Consider the following 19,389-nt stretch of genomic DNA (forward strand, 5'->3'; position numbering starts at 1 on the left):
GTAGCAGCCGCTGCCCGCGTGATAAACGGTTATCGGATGCAGCGCGCGATCAGGTACAGAGCGCGGGCGTCACCGCAGGCGCCGGATTGAACACGCCGGTGCCATTGTCGCCATGGAGGTCGCGCGCCTCGCGGATCAGGAAGGCGGAGGTTTCCCGAATCCGCTTCGTCTGGAACCATTTGCCCCACAACAGGGATTTATAGTCGTAGGTGACCTCGACCAGCATAATCGCGGTCCCCGCCGAGGCGGTGGCGCCGACACCCGCAAAGCTTGTGCCCGTCGCCCCCGTCCCTTGCGGACCGAAGGCGGAACTGACCGGCAGATCACCATAGCAGCGCTGCCAGTGAATCCATTGCCCGCCGTCGGCATTGCGTTCGATGCTCGACAGAATGACCCGGCCATTGGCCTTGAAATTCATGCCCTTCGCCTGTTCCTCGACCCCGGCAAACACTTCGTTGATGTCGACTTCCCGCACACGCGGCTGCGACAGGTTGCTGCCAAAGGCGATGCGGGCGGCGTTGTCGGCGGCACTGAGGCCGATCTGGTTCACGCGCGTCGTCGACAGGAGCAAGTTGGCATATTCGATGCCGCCAAAGCCGATCATCGCAAGGATGGGGACGCAAAAGGCAACTTCGATCATCGCCACCGCGCTGACGTCGCGCGCCAGACGGCCGAGCATCTTTGATCGCCGCGCAAGCCGCGCCTGCGCACGTTTGAGTAGGCTGGTCATGAACAGATCACCTGTTTCGTGGACGTCGCGGCGTTGTACGGCTGGTTGCGAAGCACCGTGGACGCAACGAGCGTACTCTGCTGCGACTGCCCCAGGAATTTCCACACCGGCAACACGCGATTGATCCGCAGCGAGGCGGTGTAGAGTACAACGTCTTCGGCACCACCATTGCCGGTCTGGCCGCGATCGGAATCCCAGCTGGCGTTGCCATTGACGTCCTCGAAACACTCGCCGCTATCGTAGCTCCCATTGTTGTTGGCGTCGGTGAACGCTTCGGGGTCGCCGACTTCGCTGAAACTGTCATAGGATTTCCGGGAAAAGGTCACGGTGCCTTGGGGAAAGACGTTCAACACCTTGCGGCGCACTTCATTGTCGAGCGCGGTCTGGCTGAGCGCATTGCCCTCGAGCGTCGCGGCGCGCGCCGCATCGTTGACCACGCCTTGGAGTGCCGTTTTGGCATAATATTGCCAGGAAAAGTCGAGGATCCCGAACACCACGATCAGGAACAGCGGCGCCGTCAGCGCGAACTCGACGATCGCGTTGCCCCGCTGGTCGCGGCGCAGGCGGCGGAAGAACGTCGCGCGTGTCATTGCGACAGCCGCAGTTTCGAGATTTGCCGGGCGATCGCCTGGAAATTCTCGTTAAGCTGCGCCGCATTATTCGCCTGATAGGCCTTGCCCGGGCTGGCGCAGCTGGTGAGCGAGCTGTTCAGCGACACGCCGAAGCTGACCACCCAGACGGTGATATTCTTCGCCTTCGCCTTTGAGCACAATTGCGCGAAGCGATTGTTGTGGCGCGTCGTCAGGTTGGCGTCGCTGGTGCCGCCAACGCGCTTCATCAACCACTCATAGCCCTGGAACGACAGGTTGCCCATGTTCGGCGCCATTTCGCCGTCGGTCATGAAAACGATGTGGCGGCTGATCGGGCGATTGTTCGGCGCCGTCGCATTCTCGTCCGAGAACATGCCGTCGGGCGACAGCAAGCGCACGCCCCACACCATGCCGGCGTCGTGATAGGTGCCGCCAACCGGCTGAAGCGATTGAATATAGCTGTTGAACGTCGACCGGTCGCTGGCCGTCTGCGTCGTCAGCTTCATCGCCGCGACCGGACAGACGCCCCAGCCGTTGGACCAGTAGCGCGAATAATTCTGCCAGCTACCGTTGGTGCTGCTGTTGCTCGACACGCTGCTGCTGTTGACGGTGATCGATCCCGTCGTCGAAGGCGTGCCGCCCGGGCTGCTCGCCCGCGGGAACGCAATCTCGGGAATCAGCACTTTCCACTTGGTATCGTCGTCGCTGGTCGGCGCGGTATCGACATCCATGTCGTGCGCGTCCGCTGGCGCGGTCTCGGTTGGACCGAAAGGCTCGGTACCGCGTTCCATCACGCAGCCACCCCAAGTGTTCGACACGGTCGCGCCCGAATCGCCGGTGTCGGTCTGGATCGCGGTACCGGCCTTGGCCTGGCTCACGTCGAACACGCGGTCCTGATAGGTATATTTATTGTCGAACGACTGGGTCGGCGTTTCGGTCACCGTCGTCGTATAGGTGCGCGTAAAGGTCGCGACACGGCGTTGCAGGCGGCATCGGCTGCTCGACCATGTGTAACGATAGTTGTAATAGGTGTAGGTCTGGTTGGTGTCGTAGGTCGTGATACGATTGCCATTGCCATCGACATATTGCGCCGTCTGGTTCGAATTGGGCGAACCGCTCGGTGTCGGCGTCGTATCCGACGGCGGCTCAAGATCGCCGCAAGTCGAGCTTGTCTGGCCGTTCACGGTGCTGACGTTCGAAAAACTGCCATACGTCGTGTTGCCGTCGGTATATTCCTCCGACTGCTCGGTCGTGGCATTGCCCCAAACCACTTTGAACACGGGCGTGCGCGACGGCAACAGCACATTGTCCGACAGCCAGGCCGGATTTTTGGCGTAGAGGATGCTGCCGACATTTGCGGTCGAGCTGTATGGCACGACGCCGAACCGCAGGCGGCCATCGCCGACGTCCGCGGTGGTCAGCGTATCGAAAAAGTCCATCGTCGCCGATTTGAGCGCGGTGATGCGGTTGACCGAGTCGCCCGAATTGGTCTGTGCCATCGACCCGGTGACGTCGAGCACCATCATCACGTCGGCGTTCGAAATCTCCAGCTTCGCGGTGCAATTCACCGCAAGGTCGAATTTCTGATAATTGAAGATCTGCATCAGGACCGTCGGCAGCCGCGCGGAGGCGGTTCCCCTGACGTTCGACGTCCCGTCGGCCTGCGACGCAAAGGTTACGTTGCTGCTGCCATAGGCAGTCTGGCTGTAGTTGAAGTTGAACATCTTGTTCGCTTCGGCCTGCGCCGCCGAGGTGTAGGTGCCGCCCGCCATCGCGCGGCGTCCGGCGAGGACGCCCGCGTCGCACGCCTGTTGCAGGCGCAGCTGCGCCATATAGGCGCGGCCGATGTCGATGCCCGATCCGAGCATACCGATGATCGGCAGAATCGCCGCCGCGGTCAGGAACATTGCGTTGCCGCGATTGTCGCGCAACAGGCTGTTGGTGCCCAGCCGCATGCGGCTGAAAACGGTCCCTCGCATGGTCTAACCCCTCTTGGTCCAGACACGCGGCCCACTACAGATGCGTGGCTGGTATCCTCGCACTAGGGCGAAACTGCTTACCAAACTGCTAATTGGCCGGTGACGGATTGGGCGCAAAAAGCCCCGATCTGCCCCGGATCGGGACAATATGCTGGGGCGGGACAGCATAGGTGCGCAGGTTCCTTTGCTCTGCTATCGCACACCCCATGCCCGCAACGCCCGCCTGGCCGCCTGCCAGCACCCCCCGCCTGTTTGTCGATCTGCCGCTGGCGCCCGGCACGGCGCCGATGATCGACGGCCCCGCCGCCCATTATCTGCTGAACGTCATGCGGCTGAAGGTCGGTGCGCCGATCCTGCTGTTCGACAATCGCAGCGGCGAATGGCTGGCCAACATCACGGAGGCAGGAAAACGCTCGCTCACCGTTTGCATCGAGCGCCAGACGCGCGCGATCGAGACGGTACCCGACCTCTGGCTATGCTTTGCCCCTGTGAAAAAGGCCCGGCTCGACTGGATCATCGAAAAGGCAACCGAGCTTGGCGTCCGGCGTCTGCAGCCGGTGATCACCGAACGCACGATCGTCGAGCGCGTCAAGCGCGAGCGGCTGGAAGCGCAAGTGATCGAAGCGTGCGAGCAATGTGGCCGCACCGCGCTGCCCGAGCTTGGCGAGCCGACCAAATTGACCCAGCTGCTGGCGGACTGGCCCGCCGAGCGCGCCTTGCTGTTCGCCGACGAAGCGGGCGGCGCGCCGCTGTCCACCCTCGCTGCCCCCGCCCCCGCCGCGATCCTGGTCGGTCCCGAGGGCGGCTTTACGCCGCGCGAGCGCGCCCTGCTGCTTGAAAACGCCGCGGTGCGGCGTATCGCGCTCGGTCCGCGCATCCTGCGCGCCGAGACCGCGGCGATTGCAGCGATCAGCCTGTGGATGGCGCAGCATGGCGACTGGACGACGAGCGGCTGAATCCGACATTCTGTTCCGTTCCCGGACAGAATGTGCACCAAGCGCCCGATTTTAACCGCATATTAGCTATGCATGGGCATAGCGGCCCGATGCAACGGCAGGACCAGAGCCGATATTGCTGGCGTGGGGGCCAGCACGCACAGTTTATACGAGCCCTTACGGTACTCGTTGGGCTGGCGCTGTCGCTCGTCGCCAATCCGGCGGCGGCGCAGACCAGCACGACCTATAGCAACACGACAACCGGGACGATCAGCGAGACCGCTACCACCTGTACCAGCCCGATGGTGCGCAACTTCACCGTCTCCGCCAACGCCCAGGTCACCGATGTCAACATCGGGGTCCAGTTCAGCCACAGCTATCGCGGCGATATTCGCGCCACTTTGGTGTCGCCGACCGGCACCGTGGTCAATCTGATCACCAACCTCGGGGCGGGGGCGGACAATCTGAACGTGCTGTTCGACGACAGCGCCGCGACCAGCATCACCACCCACAGCGCGAACGACAACACCGCCGCCGCGCCGCCCTATCAGCGGACCTTCAGCCCCGAAGGCTCGCTCGCGTCGTTCAATGGCCAGGGTTCGGCGGGAACCTGGCAGCTCACCATCTGCGACTCGCTGAACGGCGATACGGGCAATTTCACGCGCGCCGACCTGACGCTGACGACGGTGCCGATGGCGCCCTCGGCCGATTTGTCGCTGACCAAGTCGGTGAGCAACGCCGCTCCGGCTGTCGGTGCCAGCATCAATTATGTGCTCAGCGTTACCAACGCCAGCGGCTCGGCGCTGACCGCCACCGGGGTGACGGTACAGGATATGCTGCCCGCGGGCTTCGCCTTCACCGGCGCATCGGGTTTCGGCAGCTACAACAGCAGCACGGGGGTGTGGACGGTCGGCAGCATTCCGCCGGGGACGACGCGGACGCTCACGATAACCGGCACCGTCACCGCGACCGCCGGCGCAACGATCACCAATATTGCCGAAGTCAGCGCCTCGTCGGCATTCGATTTCGATTCGACTCCCGGCAATGGCGCGGCGGGCGAGGATGATTATGACACGGCCAGCTTCACCGTGTCCGGCACCCGCGTCGCGGGGACACCGCCGACGCTGGTCTGCCCGGTTGGCAGCACGGTGCACGACTGGGACAGCGTCAGCTGGACCGCGGGGACGACCAGTGGCAGCTATGCGCTGGCCGCGATCGGGACGATGAATTTCAACATTTCGATCAGCGGCGGGGTGTTCCTGAACAACGCCACCTATGGCGGCCAGTCGCCGACGCGGCAGAATGTGGTCACCGGCGGATTTTCCCCCGCGCAATTTTCGATCTTTGAGATCGTCGACATGACCAGCCAGGCGGGCAGCGTGTCGAGTGTCTTCACGCTCCCGACCGCGGTGCCGGGGGTGCAGTTCCGGTTGTTCGACATCGACTATGCCGCCGGGCAGTTCGCCGACCGGGTGACCGTCACGGGCAGTTTCAACGGATCGCCGGTAACCCCGGTGCTGACCAATGGCGTCAGCAACTATGTCATCGGCAACAGCGCCTATGGCGACGGCACCTCCGCCGACGCCAGCGCGAACGGCAATGTCGTGGTGACCTTTACCGCGCCCGTCGACACGATCACCGTCGAGTATGGCAACCACAGCCTTGCCCCCGCCAATCCGGGGCAGCAGGCGATCGCGATCCACGACGTCACCTTCTGCCGCCCGACCGCCAACCTGACGATCGCCAAGACCAGCAGCGTCGTCAGCGACCCGACGAATGGTACGACCGATCCCAAGGCGATTCCGGGCGCCGCGATGCGCTATTGCATCCTGGTGACCAACAACGGCAGCGGAACCGCAACGTCGGTCAACGTCGCCGACGCGTTGCCCGCCGCGACGACCTTTGTCCCCGGTTCGCTGCGCAGCGGCACCAGCTGCGCCGGGGCGACGACGATCGAGGACGACAACGCCAGCGGCGGCGACGAAAGCGACCCCTTCGGCGCGTCGATTACCGGTACCACTGTCACCGCAACCGCACCGACGCTTGCTCCCGGAACCGCCTTGGCGATTGCTTTTGACGTGACAATCAATTGATTTTCATTAACTTTAATCGCTCAGCCGGCATTTGAGCGAACCCAAATGACCCACCAGGATTGCCCTCTTCGCACGCTGGCCCGCTTTGGCGGGTTGACGGTCGTCGCGGCGGCGCTGGTTCTGGTACCCCCGGCCTCGGCCCAGCGCGTCATCGTGAACCCGTCGTTCGAAGCGAACGATCCGCAGGGGCCGGGCGCCGCCAATTTCCAGATTTATGCCAATGGGTCGGTGATCGGCTGGGACTCGGCATCGGGCGAGATCGAGCTTTGGGACAGCAATTTTCAGGGTGTGCCTGCCTATGCCGGGTCGGTGTTCGCCGAAATGAACGCCAATGTGCCGGGCGCGCTGTACCAGAATATCTGCATGGTGACCGGCGAGACAATCGGCTGGACCTTTGCTCATCGCGCCCGGTCGGGCGGCCCAGCGACGCAGACCGCGCGCTTTCAGGTGGCGAGCACGGGCGGCACCCTGATCCAGGCGCTCGCGACACAGTCGTCGACGATCAACAATGTGTGGAACGTCAACACCGGGTCGACGACCTATACGGGCGCATCGGGGATCCAGCGGGTCCAGTTCATCACCACCGATCCGGGCAGTTACGGAAATTTCCTCGACGACATCCGGATCACGCTCAACCCCTTTGTCGAGCTGTCGACGGCCTCGGCCTCGGGCGTCGAATCGCTGGCGAGTGCGAACCTCCCGACGCTGATCGTCAACGGGACCTTGTTCACCGCGCAGACGGTCAATGTCAGCATCACCGGCGGCACCGCGGTGCGCGGCACCGACTATACGACACCGGGCGGCGGCGCGAACTTCAACGTGACAATCCCTGCGGGCACTTATCAAAACACCGCCGTCCCGCTTGGCATCCAGATCGTCGACGACACGGCGACCGAAGGCAGCGAGACGATCCAGATCGCGCTGAACCCCGGCACCGGCTACACCGTATCGAGCACATCGAGCTGCGGCGGCGCGGCGCGCACCACGAGCAGCTATACGATCACCGACAATGATTCGCCGGTGGTGCTGACCAAAAACTGGGTCACCGGGATCGCGGGCGACGCCGTGAGCCTTGCGATCAGCGGCGGTTTCGCCGCCAGCGCAGGAACGTCGACCGTCGGCGGGGCGGCGACAAACGCCACCGCCGTGGCGATCCCCGGCAGCACGCTCACCCTGACCGAAGCCTATACGTCGGGCGCCGCGGCCAATTACAACAGCAGCATTGAGTGCCGCCGCAACAGCGACAATGTCGTCGTCGCGACCGCCGGCAGCGGGCTCAGTCGCACCGTCGTCATGCCGTCGGGCACGTCGCTCACCTGCACCTGGACCAACAGCCGCCGGTCGGCCAGCCTGGTCGTGGGCAAAAGCTGGGTCAATGCGGTGCTGGCCAATGCGGTTACGGTGGCGACCAGCGGCCTCATCAACAACGCCAGCCTGTCGTCGGTCGCCAACAGCGCGAATGAAACCGACACCAACGCCGCTGTGACGGTCTATGCCGGGGAAAGCGCGACGCTCAGCGAGACATTCACCGTCGGCAATGGCGCGAATTATGGGCAGCTGCTTGCCTGCACCGGCAATGGCACCGCGCTCGCGGGCAACGTCCTGACGGTGAACGCCGCCGACACCGCGATCGTCTGCACCTTTACCAACAGCTATGTCGCGCCCTTGTCGATCGCCAAGACGTCGGTTGCCTATAGTGATCCGATCAACGGGCTGACCAACCCGAAACTGATCCCCGGCGGCTTTGCCAATTACACGCTTACCGTCACCGCGCCGGCCAGCACCAGCCCGACCAACAACAGCGTCATCGTCACCGACGCGCTCCCCGCGAACCTCAGCCTGTTCGTCGCGACCTACGCGCCCGGACCCGGCCCGGTACGTTTTACCGCTGGCAGCAGCGGGCTGACCTACAGCTTCACCAGCCTGACCAGCACGGCCGACGATCTGGAATTTTCGAACAATGGCGGCGCCAGCTGGAGCTATGCGCCGACCGCCGATGCCGATGGCGTCGATGCCAATGTCACCCATGTCCGCATCCGTCCGAAGGGGTCGATGGTGCCGGGTTCGAGCTTCACGATCAACCTCCGCGGGCTCGTCAAATAGCGCCTGCTCAACAGTCGATTGCATTCTGTACTGAACAGTCTAAATGCGCGATATGAGCACGCGCACCGCTTCGGACAGCAACGATCCCATCGTCGAACATCGCGACGAACTGGCCATCCCGATGATCAAGGGCGAGAAGCCCAAGGACCGCTGGCGGATCGGCACCGAGCATGAAAAATTCGTCTATCGCACCGCCGATCACCGCGCGCCGAGCTATGACGAACCCGGCGGCATCCACGACCTGTTGATGGCGCTCACCCGCTTTGGTTGGGAGCCGGTCATCGAGGGCGGCAAGGTCATCGCGCTTGCGGGAAGCGACGGCACCGTCAGCCTCGAACCCGCGGGACAACTCGAACTTTCCGGCGCGCCGCTCGAAAACCTGCATCAGACCTGCGCCGAAACCGGCCGTCACCTCAAGCAGGTCAAGGAAGTCGGCGCCGAACTCGGGCTCGGTTTCCTCGGGCTTGGCATGTGGCCCGACAAGACCCGCGCCGAATTGCCGATCATGCCCAAGGGCCGCTACAAGATCATGCTCGACCATATGCCGCGCGTTGGCAGCATGGGGCTCGACATGATGCTGCGCACCTGCACGATCCAGACCAACCTCGACTATTCCTCCGAAGCCGACATGGTGCAGAAATTTCGCGTGAGCCTGGCGCTGCAACCGCTCGCGACCGCGCTGTTCGCCAGCTCGCCCTTCACCGAGGGCAAGCCCAACGGCTATATGTCGTACCGCAGCCATATCTGGACCGACACCGACCCCGCGCGCACCGGCATGCTGCCCTTCGTGTTCGAGCAGGGCTTCGGATACGAACGCTATGTCGACTATATGCTCGACGTGCCGATGTATTTCGTCTTCCGCGACGGCAAATATATCGACGCCGCGGGGCAGAGCTTCCGCGATTTCCTGAAGGGCGAGCTGCCCGCGCTGCCCGGCGAAAAGCCGCGCCTCAGCGACTGGAACGACCATCTGTCGACCGCCTTCCCCGAGGTGCGCCTGAAAAGCTTCCTCGAAATGCGCGGCGCCGACGGCGGCCCGTGGAACCGCATCTGCGCGCTTCCCGCACTCTGGGTCGGGCTGCTCTACGATCAGGGCGCGCTCGATGCGGCGTGGGATCTGGTCAAGGGCTGGAGCATCGCGGAGCAGCAGACGCTGCGCGATGCGGTACCCAGCGAAGGGCTCGACGCGCCTGCCCCCGGCGGCGGCACCGTCGGCGAGCTGGCGCACCGCGTACTCGACATTGCCGCCGCAGGGCTCGCAGCGCGCGGCGAGGTCAATTCGATGGGCGACAATGAAGTCGGCTTCCTCGAACCGCTCCGCCGCATTGCCAAAAGCGGCAAATCCCCGGCGCACGACCTGCTCGACCGCTACGAAGGGCCGTGGCACCGCGACCTGTCGAAAATCTACGACGAGCTCAGTTTTTAGGCGACGGGGCCAACCCGCTCGTCGGGTTCGAGGCGGATCAGGGGGCGCTTCCGCCCGGTCAGCCGCGCGCACAGCCGCGGGACCAGCGCATTGTCCTGCGCCCAATTCCAATAGGCGACATAGGCGGGATCGGCGAGGAGATGCTTTTCCTCTGTCTTGGCGCGCCAATAATAGACCGAGCTCACCAGTCCGAGCAGCACGACGTTGCGCGCACCTTCGACCCAGCCGCCGGTGGTGGCGAGAAACGGCATCGCCGCAAACCACCAGCTCAGATTTTTCGACACATAGGCGGGGTGCCGGGTGAATTTATAGGGTCCGTGGGTGATGATGCCGCGGTGGGTCAGGTTCGAAAAGCGGATGCCGAACGCCATCGTTGCCCAGCTGTAGATCATCGTGAGCAGCGCCAGCACCGCGGCCCAGACGATCAGCAGCGTCTCCTGCCCCGCCAGCCAATGCCCCCAGTCGGCGCCATGCACCTGATAGTCGAGCGGCCCGCCGCTCATCAGGATGAAGGGCGGATAGCAGACCAGCGCCGCGACCCACGCCATGCCATAGGGGTTGGCGGTGCGAATATGCGCGTCGAGCGGTTTCAGCGTCAGGATGTAGCCAACCGTCGCGATATGGACGTCGATCAGATACAGGAAATTGAGCGTCCAGATGCCGGTCATGTACGGATTGGCCAGCACATCGGTCATCGGCACGGTGACCAGCGCCGAAAAATTGCCCGGCACGATCGACAGCATGAAGGCGGTGAAAAACCCCTTCACCGCCCAGGCGCGCAGGTGGTGGCCAATTGCGCGGCGATCGACGGGCTGTCCGGGGGCAATCAGCCAGCGGCCGAATTGATAACATCCGTCGCGCGGTTCGATCATCCTTCGGTCGAGCCACAGCATATAGGGCACCGACACCAGCAGCAGCCACGGCGCCACCCGTTCGAGCAAATCCATCGAAAAGGCGTAATTGCCGGTCCAATAATAGCGCATCGTCGCATAGATCAGCGCGATCAGCCCCCATGTCGCCCACAGTCCGGCGAGCTTGGTCAGGCTGATGTCGATCGTCTCGCGCCAGGGGCGGCGCTGCGCCCAGTCGATCCCGGTCGACGGGTTGCGGTGCACCTTGTCGACAAAGATCGACCACAACACCATCGGGATGCCGCAGGCGAGCACACTGGCGACCGCCGAATTGGGACCGCTCATCGGTCCGCGCGTCCCCCAGTCGATGCCGAGCATGGCGGCGATGTCGGGCGCATAGCGCGCCAGCACCAGATAGGTGACGAGCCCCGCCAGACCGACAAACCCCACACCAGCGCTCACCGCCGAGCGGGGGCGCGGCGCCGCGGTCGGCGGCAGGTCGTCGGCAGCCGTCAGCGAGCCGGCGGAAGGGAGTTTGGCGACGTCGTTCACCGGCTTGGCCCTAGCAAAATTTGGTAAGCAAGCCGTCAATATTATTTGCCGATTCGCAGCGAATTTTCCCGCCAAAATGGCAGTGTTCCCGCCGTTTGACACCGTTCACCGCATGCCCGGTTCGACTCGGCGCGAGTCGCCCCGCAAAGATTCGCCGCGCCGCAAACGGCCTGTTAAGGCGCGCATCAATCGGGGCGGAGGGCTCCACAGAACAACAAGATGGGGTCGCCACTTGTCATCGAAATCCACGGGCCTGCGCCACTGGCGCCAGCGCTTCAACGCGCTGTTTCAGGACCATGAAATCTTCGTTCGCACGCATGGTCATGTTCGATTCCTGCGGATCAGCGCCGTTTGGCAAAAGCGCGTCGCGCTGATCGCCGCGGTCGTGCTGATCGCGTGGGCGGGCGCCACGCTCGCGGTACTGGTCAACCAGCTGCTCACCGCCGACGAACGCGCCGCCGTGGCGCAGCAATCGGCGGCGGCGGCCGCGTCCGAAAAGCGCATTGCGCAATATCGCGATCGCGTCGCCGAAACCGCCGCCGATCTCGAGGAGCGGCAGGATCAGCTGGAAGAGTGGCAGAAAACCTATTTCGGGTCCGAACCCGCGGCGATAGCCGAAGGCGTGAACGACACAAAGGGTGGAACGGCCCAGCCGGCCCTGAAAACCAGCGCCATCGACCCCAGCCTGCCTCCCGAAGCGCAGGCGCTCGCGCGCGTCGCCGCGCGTCAGGAGGCGCTCTCCACGCGCCTGCTCGCGGCGGTCAATGAACGCGCCGCCAATGCCGAAACGGCGGTGGCGCAGCTTGGGCTCAATCCCACCGCGATCATTCGCGGCGCCGCAACCGGCCGCGGTGGTCCGTTCATCCCGTACAAGGGCCGGATGGGCAAGGCGAAAGCGCTCGGTCCTTCGTTTGCCGCGCTCGAAGGCGCCCTGTTCCGCATGGAAGTGCTGGAACGCACGCTCGTCGCCGTCCCTTCGGGCAACCCCGCCGACGTGCTGATGATGTCGTCGGGCTTCGGCTATCGCAGCGATCCGTTCACCGGCGGCGCCGCAATGCATTCGGGGCTCGATTTCCGCGGCCCGATCGGCACCCCGATCCTCGCCGCCGCGCCCGGCCGCGTCAGCTTTGTCGGGGTCAAGTCGGGCTATGGCAATGTCGTCGAGATCGACCATGGCCAGGGCATCATGACCCGCTACGCCCACTTGTCGGGCTTTACGTCCAAGGTCGGGGCGCAGGTCGCCGCCGGCCAGCAAATCGCCAAAATGGGCTCGACCGGCCGTTCGACCGGCAGCCACCTGCATTTCGAAGTCCGTTTGAACGGCGTCGCGGTCAACCCGCGCCGCTTCCTGGAGGCCAAAGCCGATGTTCTCGAAGTCAAAGACGACGCAAGGCAGCGAGTCGGTGCCATCGCTGCCCGCGGTGCCCGCTAAGATGGCGACCGGCGCGCGTCACACGACCTTTTCGATCCTGGGATCGGACGTCGTCGTCACCGGAAATGTCTCCGCCAGTGTCGACCTGCACGTCGATGGCAAGATCGACGGCGACCTGAAATGCGCCAATCTGGTGCAGGGCGAAGCGAGCGAGATCAAGGGCGCGGTCACCGCCGAAACCGCCAAGATCGCGGGCCTGCTCGACGGGTCGATCGAGGCCAGGACGTTGATCGTCCACGCCACCGCGCGGATCACCGGCGACGTGACGTACGAAACGATCACGATCGAAAACGGCGGCAAGGTCGACGGCAAGCTGTCGCACCGCCGCCACGGCGCGGGCGCGGGCGCGGGCGCGGCCAAAGCACCGCCGCCGCTCGAAGTCGTCGAGAACAAATCGGCGCTGGGCATCTGATTCGGCGCTGCGCCGCGATGCGATGACCGCGCATCAATTCGACATCGACGCCCATGTCCATTGGGCGTGGGGCCGCGGCGAAGGCCATGGCCGGATTGTCCAGCGCTTCGAGACGCGCGTCGAGCGCACCATCAAGGGCACGCGCATCGTCCGCAACGGATCGCCCGCCAACCCCGCCTATCTGATCGAAATGATCGACGGGCGCGAGGTGCTGAAGCTGGGCAGCGAACTCAGCGGCGACTGACGTTGCCGATCTCGACGATCACCGCAATGCGGTCGCCGAACCCGACGCCCTCGGCGCGTTGCACCGCGACCTTGATCGGCAGCATATACGTGTCCCCGCGCCGGAACAGCGCGGTGGTAAAGTCGGTGCGCCCGATGCGCACCGTCGCCGGCACCATCCCCCAACCATAGCTGACTTCGCGCGCCGCATAGGCCACTTCACCGACCAGATGCTCGGGGACGGCAACGAACAGATAGGGCGGCGGGCCGCGCCATTCGATGATCGGGGCTTCGAACGCGAGCTTCAATTACGCGGCGCCTGCCGCCGATAGCTCAGCGCTTCGGCAATGTGGATGCGCCCGACGGCATCGGCGCCCGCGAGGTCGGCGATCGTCCGCGCCACCCGCAATATCCGCGTATAGCCGCGCGCCGACAGCCGCATCGCCTCCGCCGCCTGCGCCAGCAATTTGCGTCCGGCGTCGTCGGGGGTCGCGACCGCCTCCATCAGCTCGCCATCGATTTCGGCGTTGGTGCGCGCCCGGTGATCGGCGTAGCGCACGGACTGGCGCGCCCGCGCTGCGGCGACGCGGCCCGCGACCTCGGCGCTGCCCTCGGCAGGCGGCGGCAACACAAGGTCGGCGGCGCTGACCGCCTGCACCTCGACATGCAGGTCGATGCGGTCGAGCAATGGCCCCGACACCTTTGCCTGATAATCGGCGGCGCAGCGCGGGGCGCGGCTGCACGCGAGCGCGGGATCGCCGAGATGCCCGCAGCGGCACGGGTTCATCGCCGCGACCATCTGCACCCGCGCCGGAAAGGTTACATGCGCATTGGCACGCGCAACGCTGACCTCGCCCGTCTCGAGCGGCTGGCGCAGGCTGTCGAGGACGGTGCGCTGAAATTCGGGGAGTTCGTCGAGGAACAGGACGCCCAGATGCGCAAGGCTGACCTCGCCCGGGCGTACGCGCAAACCGCCGCCCACCAGCGCGGGCATCGACGCGCTGTGGTGCGGGCTGCGGAACGGCCGCGCGCGGATCAGCCGCCCGCCCTCGAGCCCGCCTGCGACCGAGGCGATCATCGACACTTCCAGCGCTTCGCCGGGGTCGAGATCGGGCAGGATGCCCGGCAGGCAGGCCGCCATCAGCGACTTGCCCGCCCCCGGCGGCCCGACCATCAACAGATTATGCCCGCCCGCCGCCGCGATTTCGAGCGCGCGCTTGGCGACCTCCTGTCCCTTCACCTGCGCGAGGTCGGCCATGCGCCGCGGCGGTTCGGCTTCGCCCGGGCGCGGCGGCGGGAGCAGCGCGTTGCCCTTGAAATGATTGAGCAGCGAGAGGAGGTCGGGCGCCGCCAGCACCTCGACATTGCCCGCCCACGCCGCCTCTGGTCCCTGCGCCACCGGGCAAATCAGCCCGCGATCCTGGCTGCCCGCGTGCAGCGCCGCGAGCAGGACGCCGGGCGAGGCAGCCACCCGCCCGTCGAGGCCGAGTTCGCCGACTACGACATAGGAGGACAGCGTTTCGGGATCGACGACCCCCATCGCGCCGAGCAGCGCCAGCGCGATCGGCAGGTCGTAATGCGAGCCTTCCTTGGGCAGGTCGGCGGGCGACAGATTGACCGTGATGACCTTGGGCGGCAGCGCGAGGCCGATCGCGGCGATCGCGGCGCGGACGCGCTCGCGGCTTTCGCCGACCGCCTTGTCGGGCAGGCCGACGACGACGAAGCGCGGCAAGCCGGGGGTGATCTGGCACTGCACTTCGACCCCGCGCGCCTCGAGCCCCAGATAGGCGACGGTGGAAACGATCGCGACCATGTTGTCCCCTGTTTGTTCCTCCCCGTTGTGCGGGCAAAGCGGCGCGGCGTCGAGTCGTTTTTCGCACCGGTTCGGATGGTGGCGAAAGGCCCGCCCAAGCGAAGGCGGGGGCACCGCGCGGCGGCGAGTCGCCTCGCGATTTGACAACATACCAACCAGTCGGTATGTAGATTCGCATGAGCCCGAATCATCCCCCTGCCTCCGGCGCCGACGGCCAGGCCGTCAGCGGCGTCGGCGCCGCTATCGCGGCGACGCGCGCGCCGCGTGGCCAAGCACGCGCGGCCTTGATCGCGGCGGCGCACAGCATGGTGCGCAAGCAGGGCTATGCCGCGACCACGGTCGATCAGATCTGCGCCGCCGCCGGGGTTACCAAGGGCGCCTTTTTCCACCATTTCGCGTCGAAGGAGGCACTGGCGGTCGCCGCGGCCGAGGCGTGGACCGAACGCGCGCGGCCGATGTTCGAAATGCCGCCGCACACCCAGTTGGACGATCCGCTCGCGCGGCTCATCGGCCATATCGATTTCCGCTTTGCGATGCTCGACGGCCCGGTCGAGGAATTCACCTGTTTCGTCGGCACGATGGTGCAGGAAGCCTTTGCGACGAGCGACGCGATCCGCGCCGCGTGCGAGGCGAGCATCACCGCCTATTGCGAGGCGCTGGTCCCCGATATTGCCGCCGCGATCGACGTTTACGATGCGCCCGAAGATGTCACCGCGCTCGGCCTCGCGCAGCACATCCAGGCGGTGCTGCAGGGCAGCTTCATCCTGGCCAAGACGACGAACGACCCGGCGATTGCGCGCGAGAGCGTCACGCATCTGAAGCGCTATATCCGCATGTTATTTGCACCGCCCGGCGCGCCCTGACGCGGCAGGTAATTGCCCATCCGCGCCGCGGCGCTGACTACCCCGATCCCATCCCCAAGGAGAGAGACGATGCCCCAGATGATTTTCGTGAACCTGCCGGTGACCGACCTTGCCCGGTCGCAGGCCTTTTATGAAGCGGTCGGCGCGGTCAACAACCCCGCCTTCACCGACGAGACTGCCGCGTGCATGGTCGTGCAGGAAGGCTCGATCCACGTCATGCTGCTGACCCACAAAAAATGGGCGACCTTCACGTCGAAGGCGATCCCCGACGCGCATACGAGCGCGCAGGTGCTGCTCTGCGTATCCGCCGACAGCCGCGCCGATGTGGACGCGCAAGTTGCCAAGGCGACCGCCGCGGGCGGCAAGGCCGACCCGACCCCGACCCAGGAATATGGCGATTTCATGTACGGGCGCAGCTTCGAGGATCCCGACGGCCATATCTGGGAAGTGATGTGGATGGACCCCGCTGCCATCCCCGCTGGTGAGCCCGCCGAAGCCGCTGCCTGACCGAGCCGCGGAGGGGAACGGACGGCCACCCTTGTGCCGGCCGCCGTTCTCCTCCCGACGGGAGACCGACGATGAGTTTCCAGGCCTATCTCGACAATGTCGAGGCCAAGACCGGCAAGTCCGCCGAAGCACTGAAAGCGATCGCGATCGCCAAGGGGCTGGCCGACGAGCGCGGCCTCGCCCCCGGGGTCAAGCCCGGTGCGGTGATCGACTGGCTGAAGGGCGATTTCGACCTGGGCCATGGCCACGCGATGTCGATCTTCGCCTTTATCAAAGGGAAGCGGACCTAGAGGCCGCGCCGATCCAAGAGGACATATCATGACAGCCTTTCCTCCCCTCCAAATTCTCCGCCGCCGCCATCCGGGGATTGCCGCCGCGCTCGCCCTGCTCGCCAGCGCCGCCGTCGTCGCGGCACAGCCCCAGCCCGCATATGCTCAGCAGCCCGCACCCGCGGCCGCGAGCGCCGCGAAAACGGGCCATGCCACGGTCAACGGCGTCCGCATCGCTTATGCGGTGCATGGCGACCTGGCGTCGAAACAGACACCGTTGCTGGTGCTGCACGGCGCCTTCATGTCGGGCGAGGCGATGGCGCCGTTCGTCAACCTGTTCGCCGCCTCGCGCCCCGTCATCACCATCGACGCGCGCGGCCACGGGCGCACCGGCAAGGTCGGCGGTGCTTTCAGTTATGAACAGATGGCCGACGATGCGGTCGCGGTGCTGGCATCGCTGCGTGTCGAGCGCGCCGATGTCCTCGGCTATTCGATGGGCGGCAGCACGGCGATCGCGATGGCGGTGCGCCACCCGGAACGCGTCGGCAAACAGGTGGTGATTTCGGGCGCCGCCAGCCTCGACGGCTGGGTTCCCGAAGTTCTGGAGGGCATCGCCAAAATGACCCCCGAAATGTTCGCGGGGACGCCGATGGAGACCGAATATAAGCGGCTGTCGCCCACCCCCGACGCCTTTCCCGACCTGGTCGCGGCGATCAAGCATATCGACGGCACGCCCTTTGCCTATAGCGACGCACAGCTGCGCGCGATTCCGGGCAAGACGATGGTCGTGCTGGGCGACGCCGATGGCATGACGCTCGAACATGCGATCAAATTGTTCAAGCTGCGCGGGGGCGGCGACATCGCGACCGCGACGCAGGGTTTCATGACCGCCGCTCCCAAGGCGCGGCTGTCGGTCCTGCCCGCGACATCGCACATCGGCGTCATGGCCGAAGCCGCGACGATCGCGGCGCAGGTCATCCCCTTTCTGGACGATGCCACCCCGCCGATGCCCGCCGGATTTTTCTGAACCCCTGCCCCCCCCCAAGGAGAGAGACTATGCCCGTCAACCCGAACGCCGATATCGAAATCATCGCCTTTGAGTGGGTACCCGACTTCGCGCGCGGCTTCGTCCGCGACCTGCGTCCGCGCTGGGCGTGCGAGGAGCTGGGGGTCGATTATGCCGAAAAACTGATCAGCGCGGTCGACCGACCGGCCGATCATTACCAGCTGCAACCCTGGGGGCAGGTGCCGGTGCTGCGCGACGGCGACATCACCCTGTTCGAAAGCGGCGCGATCATGCTGTATCTGGCGGCAAAAGATGCGCGGTTGCTGCCCACCGATGCACAAGGCCGCGCCGACGCCACCGCCTGGGTGTTCGCGGCGCTGAACAGCGTCGAACCGATGATGTTCGAGCTCGGCAATGTCGATATTTTTTCGAAGGATGAGGAATGGGCGAAGCTGCGCCGCCCCGGCCTGATCGAATTTATCCGCGGCCGGTTTGGCCGCCTGTCCGATGCGCTGGGCGACAAACCCTATCTGCTCGGCGATTTCAGCATTGCCGACATCGCGATGGCGACGGTGCTGCGCGAGGGTGTCGAGGCGGGATTGGTCGCCGAATATCCGCGCCTCGCCGCCTATCTCGATCGCTGCACGGCGCGTCCCGCCTTCACGCGCGCGATGGACGCGCAGCTGGCATCCTTCACAAAAGAGCCGGTCACGGCCTGAATTTCCCACCCCCCTAAAGGAGAGACAAGATGACCTATGTAGAAGGATTTGTGGTCGCGGTGCCGACCGCCAACAAGGAAGCCTATCGCAAACACGCCGCCGACGCGGCCCATCTGTTCAAGGAATTCGGCGTCGCGCGGATGGTCGAATGCTGGGGCGACGACGTCCCCGACGGGAAGGTCAATGATTTCAAGGGCGCCGTACAGGCCAAGCCCGACGAAACCGTCGTGTTCAGCTGGTTCGAATATCCCGACAAGGCAACTCGCGACGCCGCCAACGAAAAGATGATGAGCGACCCGCGCATGGCGTCGATGGGCGGCGAGATGCCGTTCGACGGCAAGCGCATGATCATCGGCGGCTTCGATTCGATCGTCGACGATCGCGCAGAGGGCGAAACCGCCTATGTCGACGGCTATCTCGTGCCCGTCCCCGACGGCAACAAGGAAGCCTATCGCGCGATGGCGAAGAAGGCGTCCGAAGTGTTCCGCGACTATGGCGCGACGCGCGTCGTCGAAGCGTGGGCCGACGACGTCCCCGACGGCAAGGTCACCGACTATGCGCGCGCCGCGCACAAGAAGGACGGCGAAAGCGTCGTGTACAGCTGGGTCGAATGGCCGAGCAAGGAAGCGCGCGTCGCGGGCTGGGAAAAGATGATGACCGACGAGCGGATGAAACATGATCCCGACAACACCCCGTTCGACGGTGCGCGGATGATCTACGGCGGCTTTGCCCCGATCGTCGAGGCGTGACGCCATGCTCCTCCCTGTGGCGAAGCCATGGGGAGGTGGCAGCCCGCAGGGCTGACGGAGGGGCCATGACACTACCGCCGCAGCCCCTCCACCCCTCCCCATCGCTACGCGTCAGGGAGGATCGAGAGGAGAAGAACG

The 19,389-nt window shown here is 65.2% G+C and carries 19 protein-coding genes; 13 read left to right on the plus strand and 6 right to left on the minus strand.

Annotated elements, in window-relative coordinates; genetic code table 11:
* Positions 1–49: 49 nt before the first annotated feature.
* The 3 genes from G9408_RS10530 to G9408_RS10540 are packed head-to-tail and all read right to left on the minus strand — an operon-like array spanning position 50 to position 3,299.
* Positions 50–730, minus strand: coding sequence for a TadE/TadG family type IV pilus assembly protein (locus G9408_RS10530; protein WP_235957683.1), 681 nt, complete (start codon positions 728–730; stop codon positions 50–52).
* Positions 727–1,320, minus strand: coding sequence for a TadE/TadG family type IV pilus assembly protein (locus tag G9408_RS10535; RefSeq protein ID WP_168453933.1), 594 nt, complete (start codon positions 1,318–1,320; stop codon positions 727–729). Before G9408_RS10535 ends, G9408_RS10530 begins: the two co-directional genes overlap by 4 nt.
* Positions 1,317–3,299, minus strand: coding sequence for a TadE/TadG family type IV pilus assembly protein (locus G9408_RS10540; RefSeq protein WP_168453934.1), 1,983 nt, complete (start codon positions 3,297–3,299; stop codon positions 1,317–1,319). The genes G9408_RS10535 and G9408_RS10540 overlap by 4 nt, the downstream gene beginning before the upstream one ends.
* Before the next feature lie 206 nt (positions 3,300–3,505).
* Between G9408_RS10540 and G9408_RS10545 the strand changes: the two genes are divergently transcribed.
* The 4 genes from G9408_RS10545 (at position 3,506) to G9408_RS10560 (ending at position 9,856) form a co-directional block, all read left to right on the plus strand.
* Positions 3,506–4,255 (plus strand): 16S rRNA (uracil(1498)-N(3))-methyltransferase, encoded by a 750-nt coding sequence (locus tag G9408_RS10545; protein WP_168453935.1) that lies wholly within the window; start codon positions 3,506–3,508, stop codon positions 4,253–4,255.
* Positions 4,256–4,344: 89 nt separating this feature from the next.
* Complete coding sequence (locus G9408_RS10550; RefSeq protein WP_168453936.1) at positions 4,345–6,327, plus strand: proprotein convertase P-domain-containing protein; 1,983 nt, start codon at positions 4,345–4,347, stop codon at positions 6,325–6,327.
* A gap of 45 nt (positions 6,328–6,372) precedes the next feature.
* Positions 6,373–8,430 carry a hypothetical protein gene (locus G9408_RS10555; protein ID WP_168453937.1) on the plus strand — a complete coding sequence of 686 codons (2,058 nt, stop codon included), beginning with the start codon at positions 6,373–6,375 and terminating at the stop codon, positions 8,428–8,430.
* Positions 8,431–8,482: 52 nt separating this feature from the next.
* Complete coding sequence (locus tag G9408_RS10560; RefSeq protein ID WP_168453938.1) at positions 8,483–9,856, plus strand: glutamate--cysteine ligase; 1,374 nt, start codon at positions 8,483–8,485, stop codon at positions 9,854–9,856.
* Here G9408_RS10560 and G9408_RS10565 read toward each other — a convergent pair.
* Positions 9,853–11,205, minus strand: a complete 1,353-nt coding sequence (locus tag G9408_RS10565) for a methyltransferase family protein (RefSeq protein WP_168454119.1) — start codon at positions 11,203–11,205, stop codon at positions 9,853–9,855. The two genes, G9408_RS10560 and G9408_RS10565, sit on opposite strands and share 4 nt — an antisense overlap.
* Positions 11,206–11,491: 286 nt before the next feature.
* On the opposite strand from G9408_RS10565, the gene G9408_RS10570 reads away from it, so the two are divergent.
* The 3 genes from G9408_RS10570 to G9408_RS10580 are packed head-to-tail and all read left to right on the plus strand — an operon-like array spanning position 11,492 to position 13,347.
* Positions 11,492–12,691 (plus strand): M23 family metallopeptidase, encoded by a 1,200-nt coding sequence (locus G9408_RS10570; RefSeq protein ID WP_168453939.1) that lies wholly within the window; start codon positions 11,492–11,494, stop codon positions 12,689–12,691.
* A 1-nt stretch (position 12,692) separates the two neighbouring features.
* Complete coding sequence (locus G9408_RS10575; RefSeq protein WP_168454120.1) at positions 12,693–13,103, plus strand: bactofilin family protein; 411 nt, start codon at positions 12,693–12,695, stop codon at positions 13,101–13,103.
* A gap of 22 nt (positions 13,104–13,125) precedes the next feature.
* Complete coding sequence (locus G9408_RS10580; protein ID WP_168453940.1) at positions 13,126–13,347, plus strand: hypervirulence associated TUDOR domain-containing protein; 222 nt, start codon at positions 13,126–13,128, stop codon at positions 13,345–13,347.
* On the opposite strand, the gene G9408_RS10585 is transcribed toward G9408_RS10580, so the two are convergent.
* Together G9408_RS10585 and G9408_RS10590 are read right to left on the minus strand one after the other, a co-directional pair.
* Entirely contained in the window at positions 13,334–13,633 is a 300-nt protein-coding gene (locus tag G9408_RS10585) for a DUF1905 domain-containing protein (protein WP_168453941.1), read from the minus strand. The genes G9408_RS10580 and G9408_RS10585 overlap by 14 nt on opposite strands.
* A complete protein-coding gene (locus tag G9408_RS10590) occupies positions 13,630–15,138 on the minus strand; it encodes a YifB family Mg chelatase-like AAA ATPase (protein WP_168453942.1) in 1,509 nt (502 codons plus the stop codon). The genes G9408_RS10585 and G9408_RS10590 overlap by 4 nt, the downstream gene beginning before the upstream one ends.
* 176 nt (positions 15,139–15,314) lie before the next feature.
* Between G9408_RS10590 and G9408_RS10595 the strand changes: the two genes are divergently transcribed.
* From G9408_RS10595 to G9408_RS16740, 6 genes are all read left to right on the plus strand, one after another.
* Complete coding sequence (locus G9408_RS10595; RefSeq protein WP_168453943.1) at positions 15,315–16,001, plus strand: TetR/AcrR family transcriptional regulator; 687 nt, start codon at positions 15,315–15,317, stop codon at positions 15,999–16,001.
* Between the two features lie 69 nt (positions 16,002–16,070).
* The gene (locus G9408_RS10600; RefSeq protein WP_168453944.1) at positions 16,071–16,508 is read left to right on the plus strand and encodes a VOC family protein; all 438 of its coding nucleotides are present in this window, start codon (positions 16,071–16,073) and stop codon (positions 16,506–16,508) included.
* A 71-nt stretch (positions 16,509–16,579) separates the two neighbouring features.
* Complete coding sequence (locus G9408_RS10605; RefSeq protein WP_168453945.1) at positions 16,580–16,798, plus strand: DUF4287 domain-containing protein; 219 nt, start codon at positions 16,580–16,582, stop codon at positions 16,796–16,798.
* 28 nt (positions 16,799–16,826) lie between these two features.
* Positions 16,827–17,804: an alpha/beta fold hydrolase gene (locus tag G9408_RS10610; protein WP_168453946.1), complete on the plus strand. Its 978-nt coding sequence runs from the start codon at positions 16,827–16,829 to the stop codon at positions 17,802–17,804.
* A gap of 29 nt (positions 17,805–17,833) precedes the next feature.
* The gene (locus tag G9408_RS10615; RefSeq protein ID WP_168453947.1) at positions 17,834–18,502 is read left to right on the plus strand and encodes a glutathione S-transferase family protein; all 669 of its coding nucleotides are present in this window, start codon (positions 17,834–17,836) and stop codon (positions 18,500–18,502) included.
* Positions 18,503–18,531: 29 nt separating this feature from the next.
* Positions 18,532–19,251 carry a DUF1428 domain-containing protein gene (locus G9408_RS16740; protein WP_168453948.1) on the plus strand — a complete coding sequence of 240 codons (720 nt, stop codon included), beginning with the start codon at positions 18,532–18,534 and terminating at the stop codon, positions 19,249–19,251.
* Positions 19,252–19,389: the final 138 nt, after the last annotated feature.

The sequence above is a fragment of the Sphingopyxis microcysteis genome (genome assembly GCF_012274265.1).
Lineage (GTDB): Bacteria > Pseudomonadota > Alphaproteobacteria > Sphingomonadales > Sphingomonadaceae > Sphingopyxis > Sphingopyxis microcysteis.

What these genes read in the sequence shown, in the direction of transcription:
- G9408_RS10530 (WP_235957683.1), bottom strand. Translation starts at nt 730, where the DNA reads ATGACCAGCCTACTCAAACGTGCGCAGGCGCGGCTTGCGCGGCGATCA.
- G9408_RS10535 (WP_168453933.1), bottom strand. Translation starts at nt 1,320, where the DNA reads ATGACACGCGCGACGTTCTTCCGCCGCCTGCGCCGCGACCAGCGGGGC.
- G9408_RS10540 (WP_168453934.1), bottom strand. Translation starts at nt 3,299, where the DNA reads ATGCGAGGGACCGTTTTCAGCCGCATGCGGCTGGGCACCAACAGCCTG.
- G9408_RS10545 (WP_168453935.1), top strand. Translation starts at nt 3,506, where the DNA reads ATGCCCGCAACGCCCGCCTGGCCGCCTGCCAGCACCCCCCGCCTGTTT.
- G9408_RS10550 (WP_168453936.1), top strand. Translation starts at nt 4,345, where the DNA reads ATGCAACGGCAGGACCAGAGCCGATATTGCTGGCGTGGGGGCCAGCAC.
- G9408_RS10555 (WP_168453937.1), top strand. Translation starts at nt 6,373, where the DNA reads ATGACCCACCAGGATTGCCCTCTTCGCACGCTGGCCCGCTTTGGCGGG.
- G9408_RS10560 (WP_168453938.1), top strand. Translation starts at nt 8,483, where the DNA reads ATGAGCACGCGCACCGCTTCGGACAGCAACGATCCCATCGTCGAACAT.
- G9408_RS10575 (WP_168454120.1), top strand. Translation starts at nt 12,693, where the DNA reads ATGGCGACCGGCGCGCGTCACACGACCTTTTCGATCCTGGGATCGGAC.
- G9408_RS10580 (WP_168453940.1), top strand. Translation starts at nt 13,126, where the DNA reads ATGACCGCGCATCAATTCGACATCGACGCCCATGTCCATTGGGCGTGG.
- G9408_RS10590 (WP_168453942.1), bottom strand. Translation starts at nt 15,138, where the DNA reads ATGGTCGCGATCGTTTCCACCGTCGCCTATCTGGGGCTCGAGGCGCGC.
- G9408_RS10595 (WP_168453943.1), top strand. Translation starts at nt 15,315, where the DNA reads ATGAGCCCGAATCATCCCCCTGCCTCCGGCGCCGACGGCCAGGCCGTC.
- G9408_RS10600 (WP_168453944.1), top strand. Translation starts at nt 16,071, where the DNA reads ATGCCCCAGATGATTTTCGTGAACCTGCCGGTGACCGACCTTGCCCGG.
- G9408_RS10605 (WP_168453945.1), top strand. Translation starts at nt 16,580, where the DNA reads ATGAGTTTCCAGGCCTATCTCGACAATGTCGAGGCCAAGACCGGCAAG.
- G9408_RS10610 (WP_168453946.1), top strand. Translation starts at nt 16,827, where the DNA reads ATGACAGCCTTTCCTCCCCTCCAAATTCTCCGCCGCCGCCATCCGGGG.
- G9408_RS10615 (WP_168453947.1), top strand. Translation starts at nt 17,834, where the DNA reads ATGCCCGTCAACCCGAACGCCGATATCGAAATCATCGCCTTTGAGTGG.
- G9408_RS16740 (WP_168453948.1), top strand. Translation starts at nt 18,532, where the DNA reads ATGACCTATGTAGAAGGATTTGTGGTCGCGGTGCCGACCGCCAACAAG.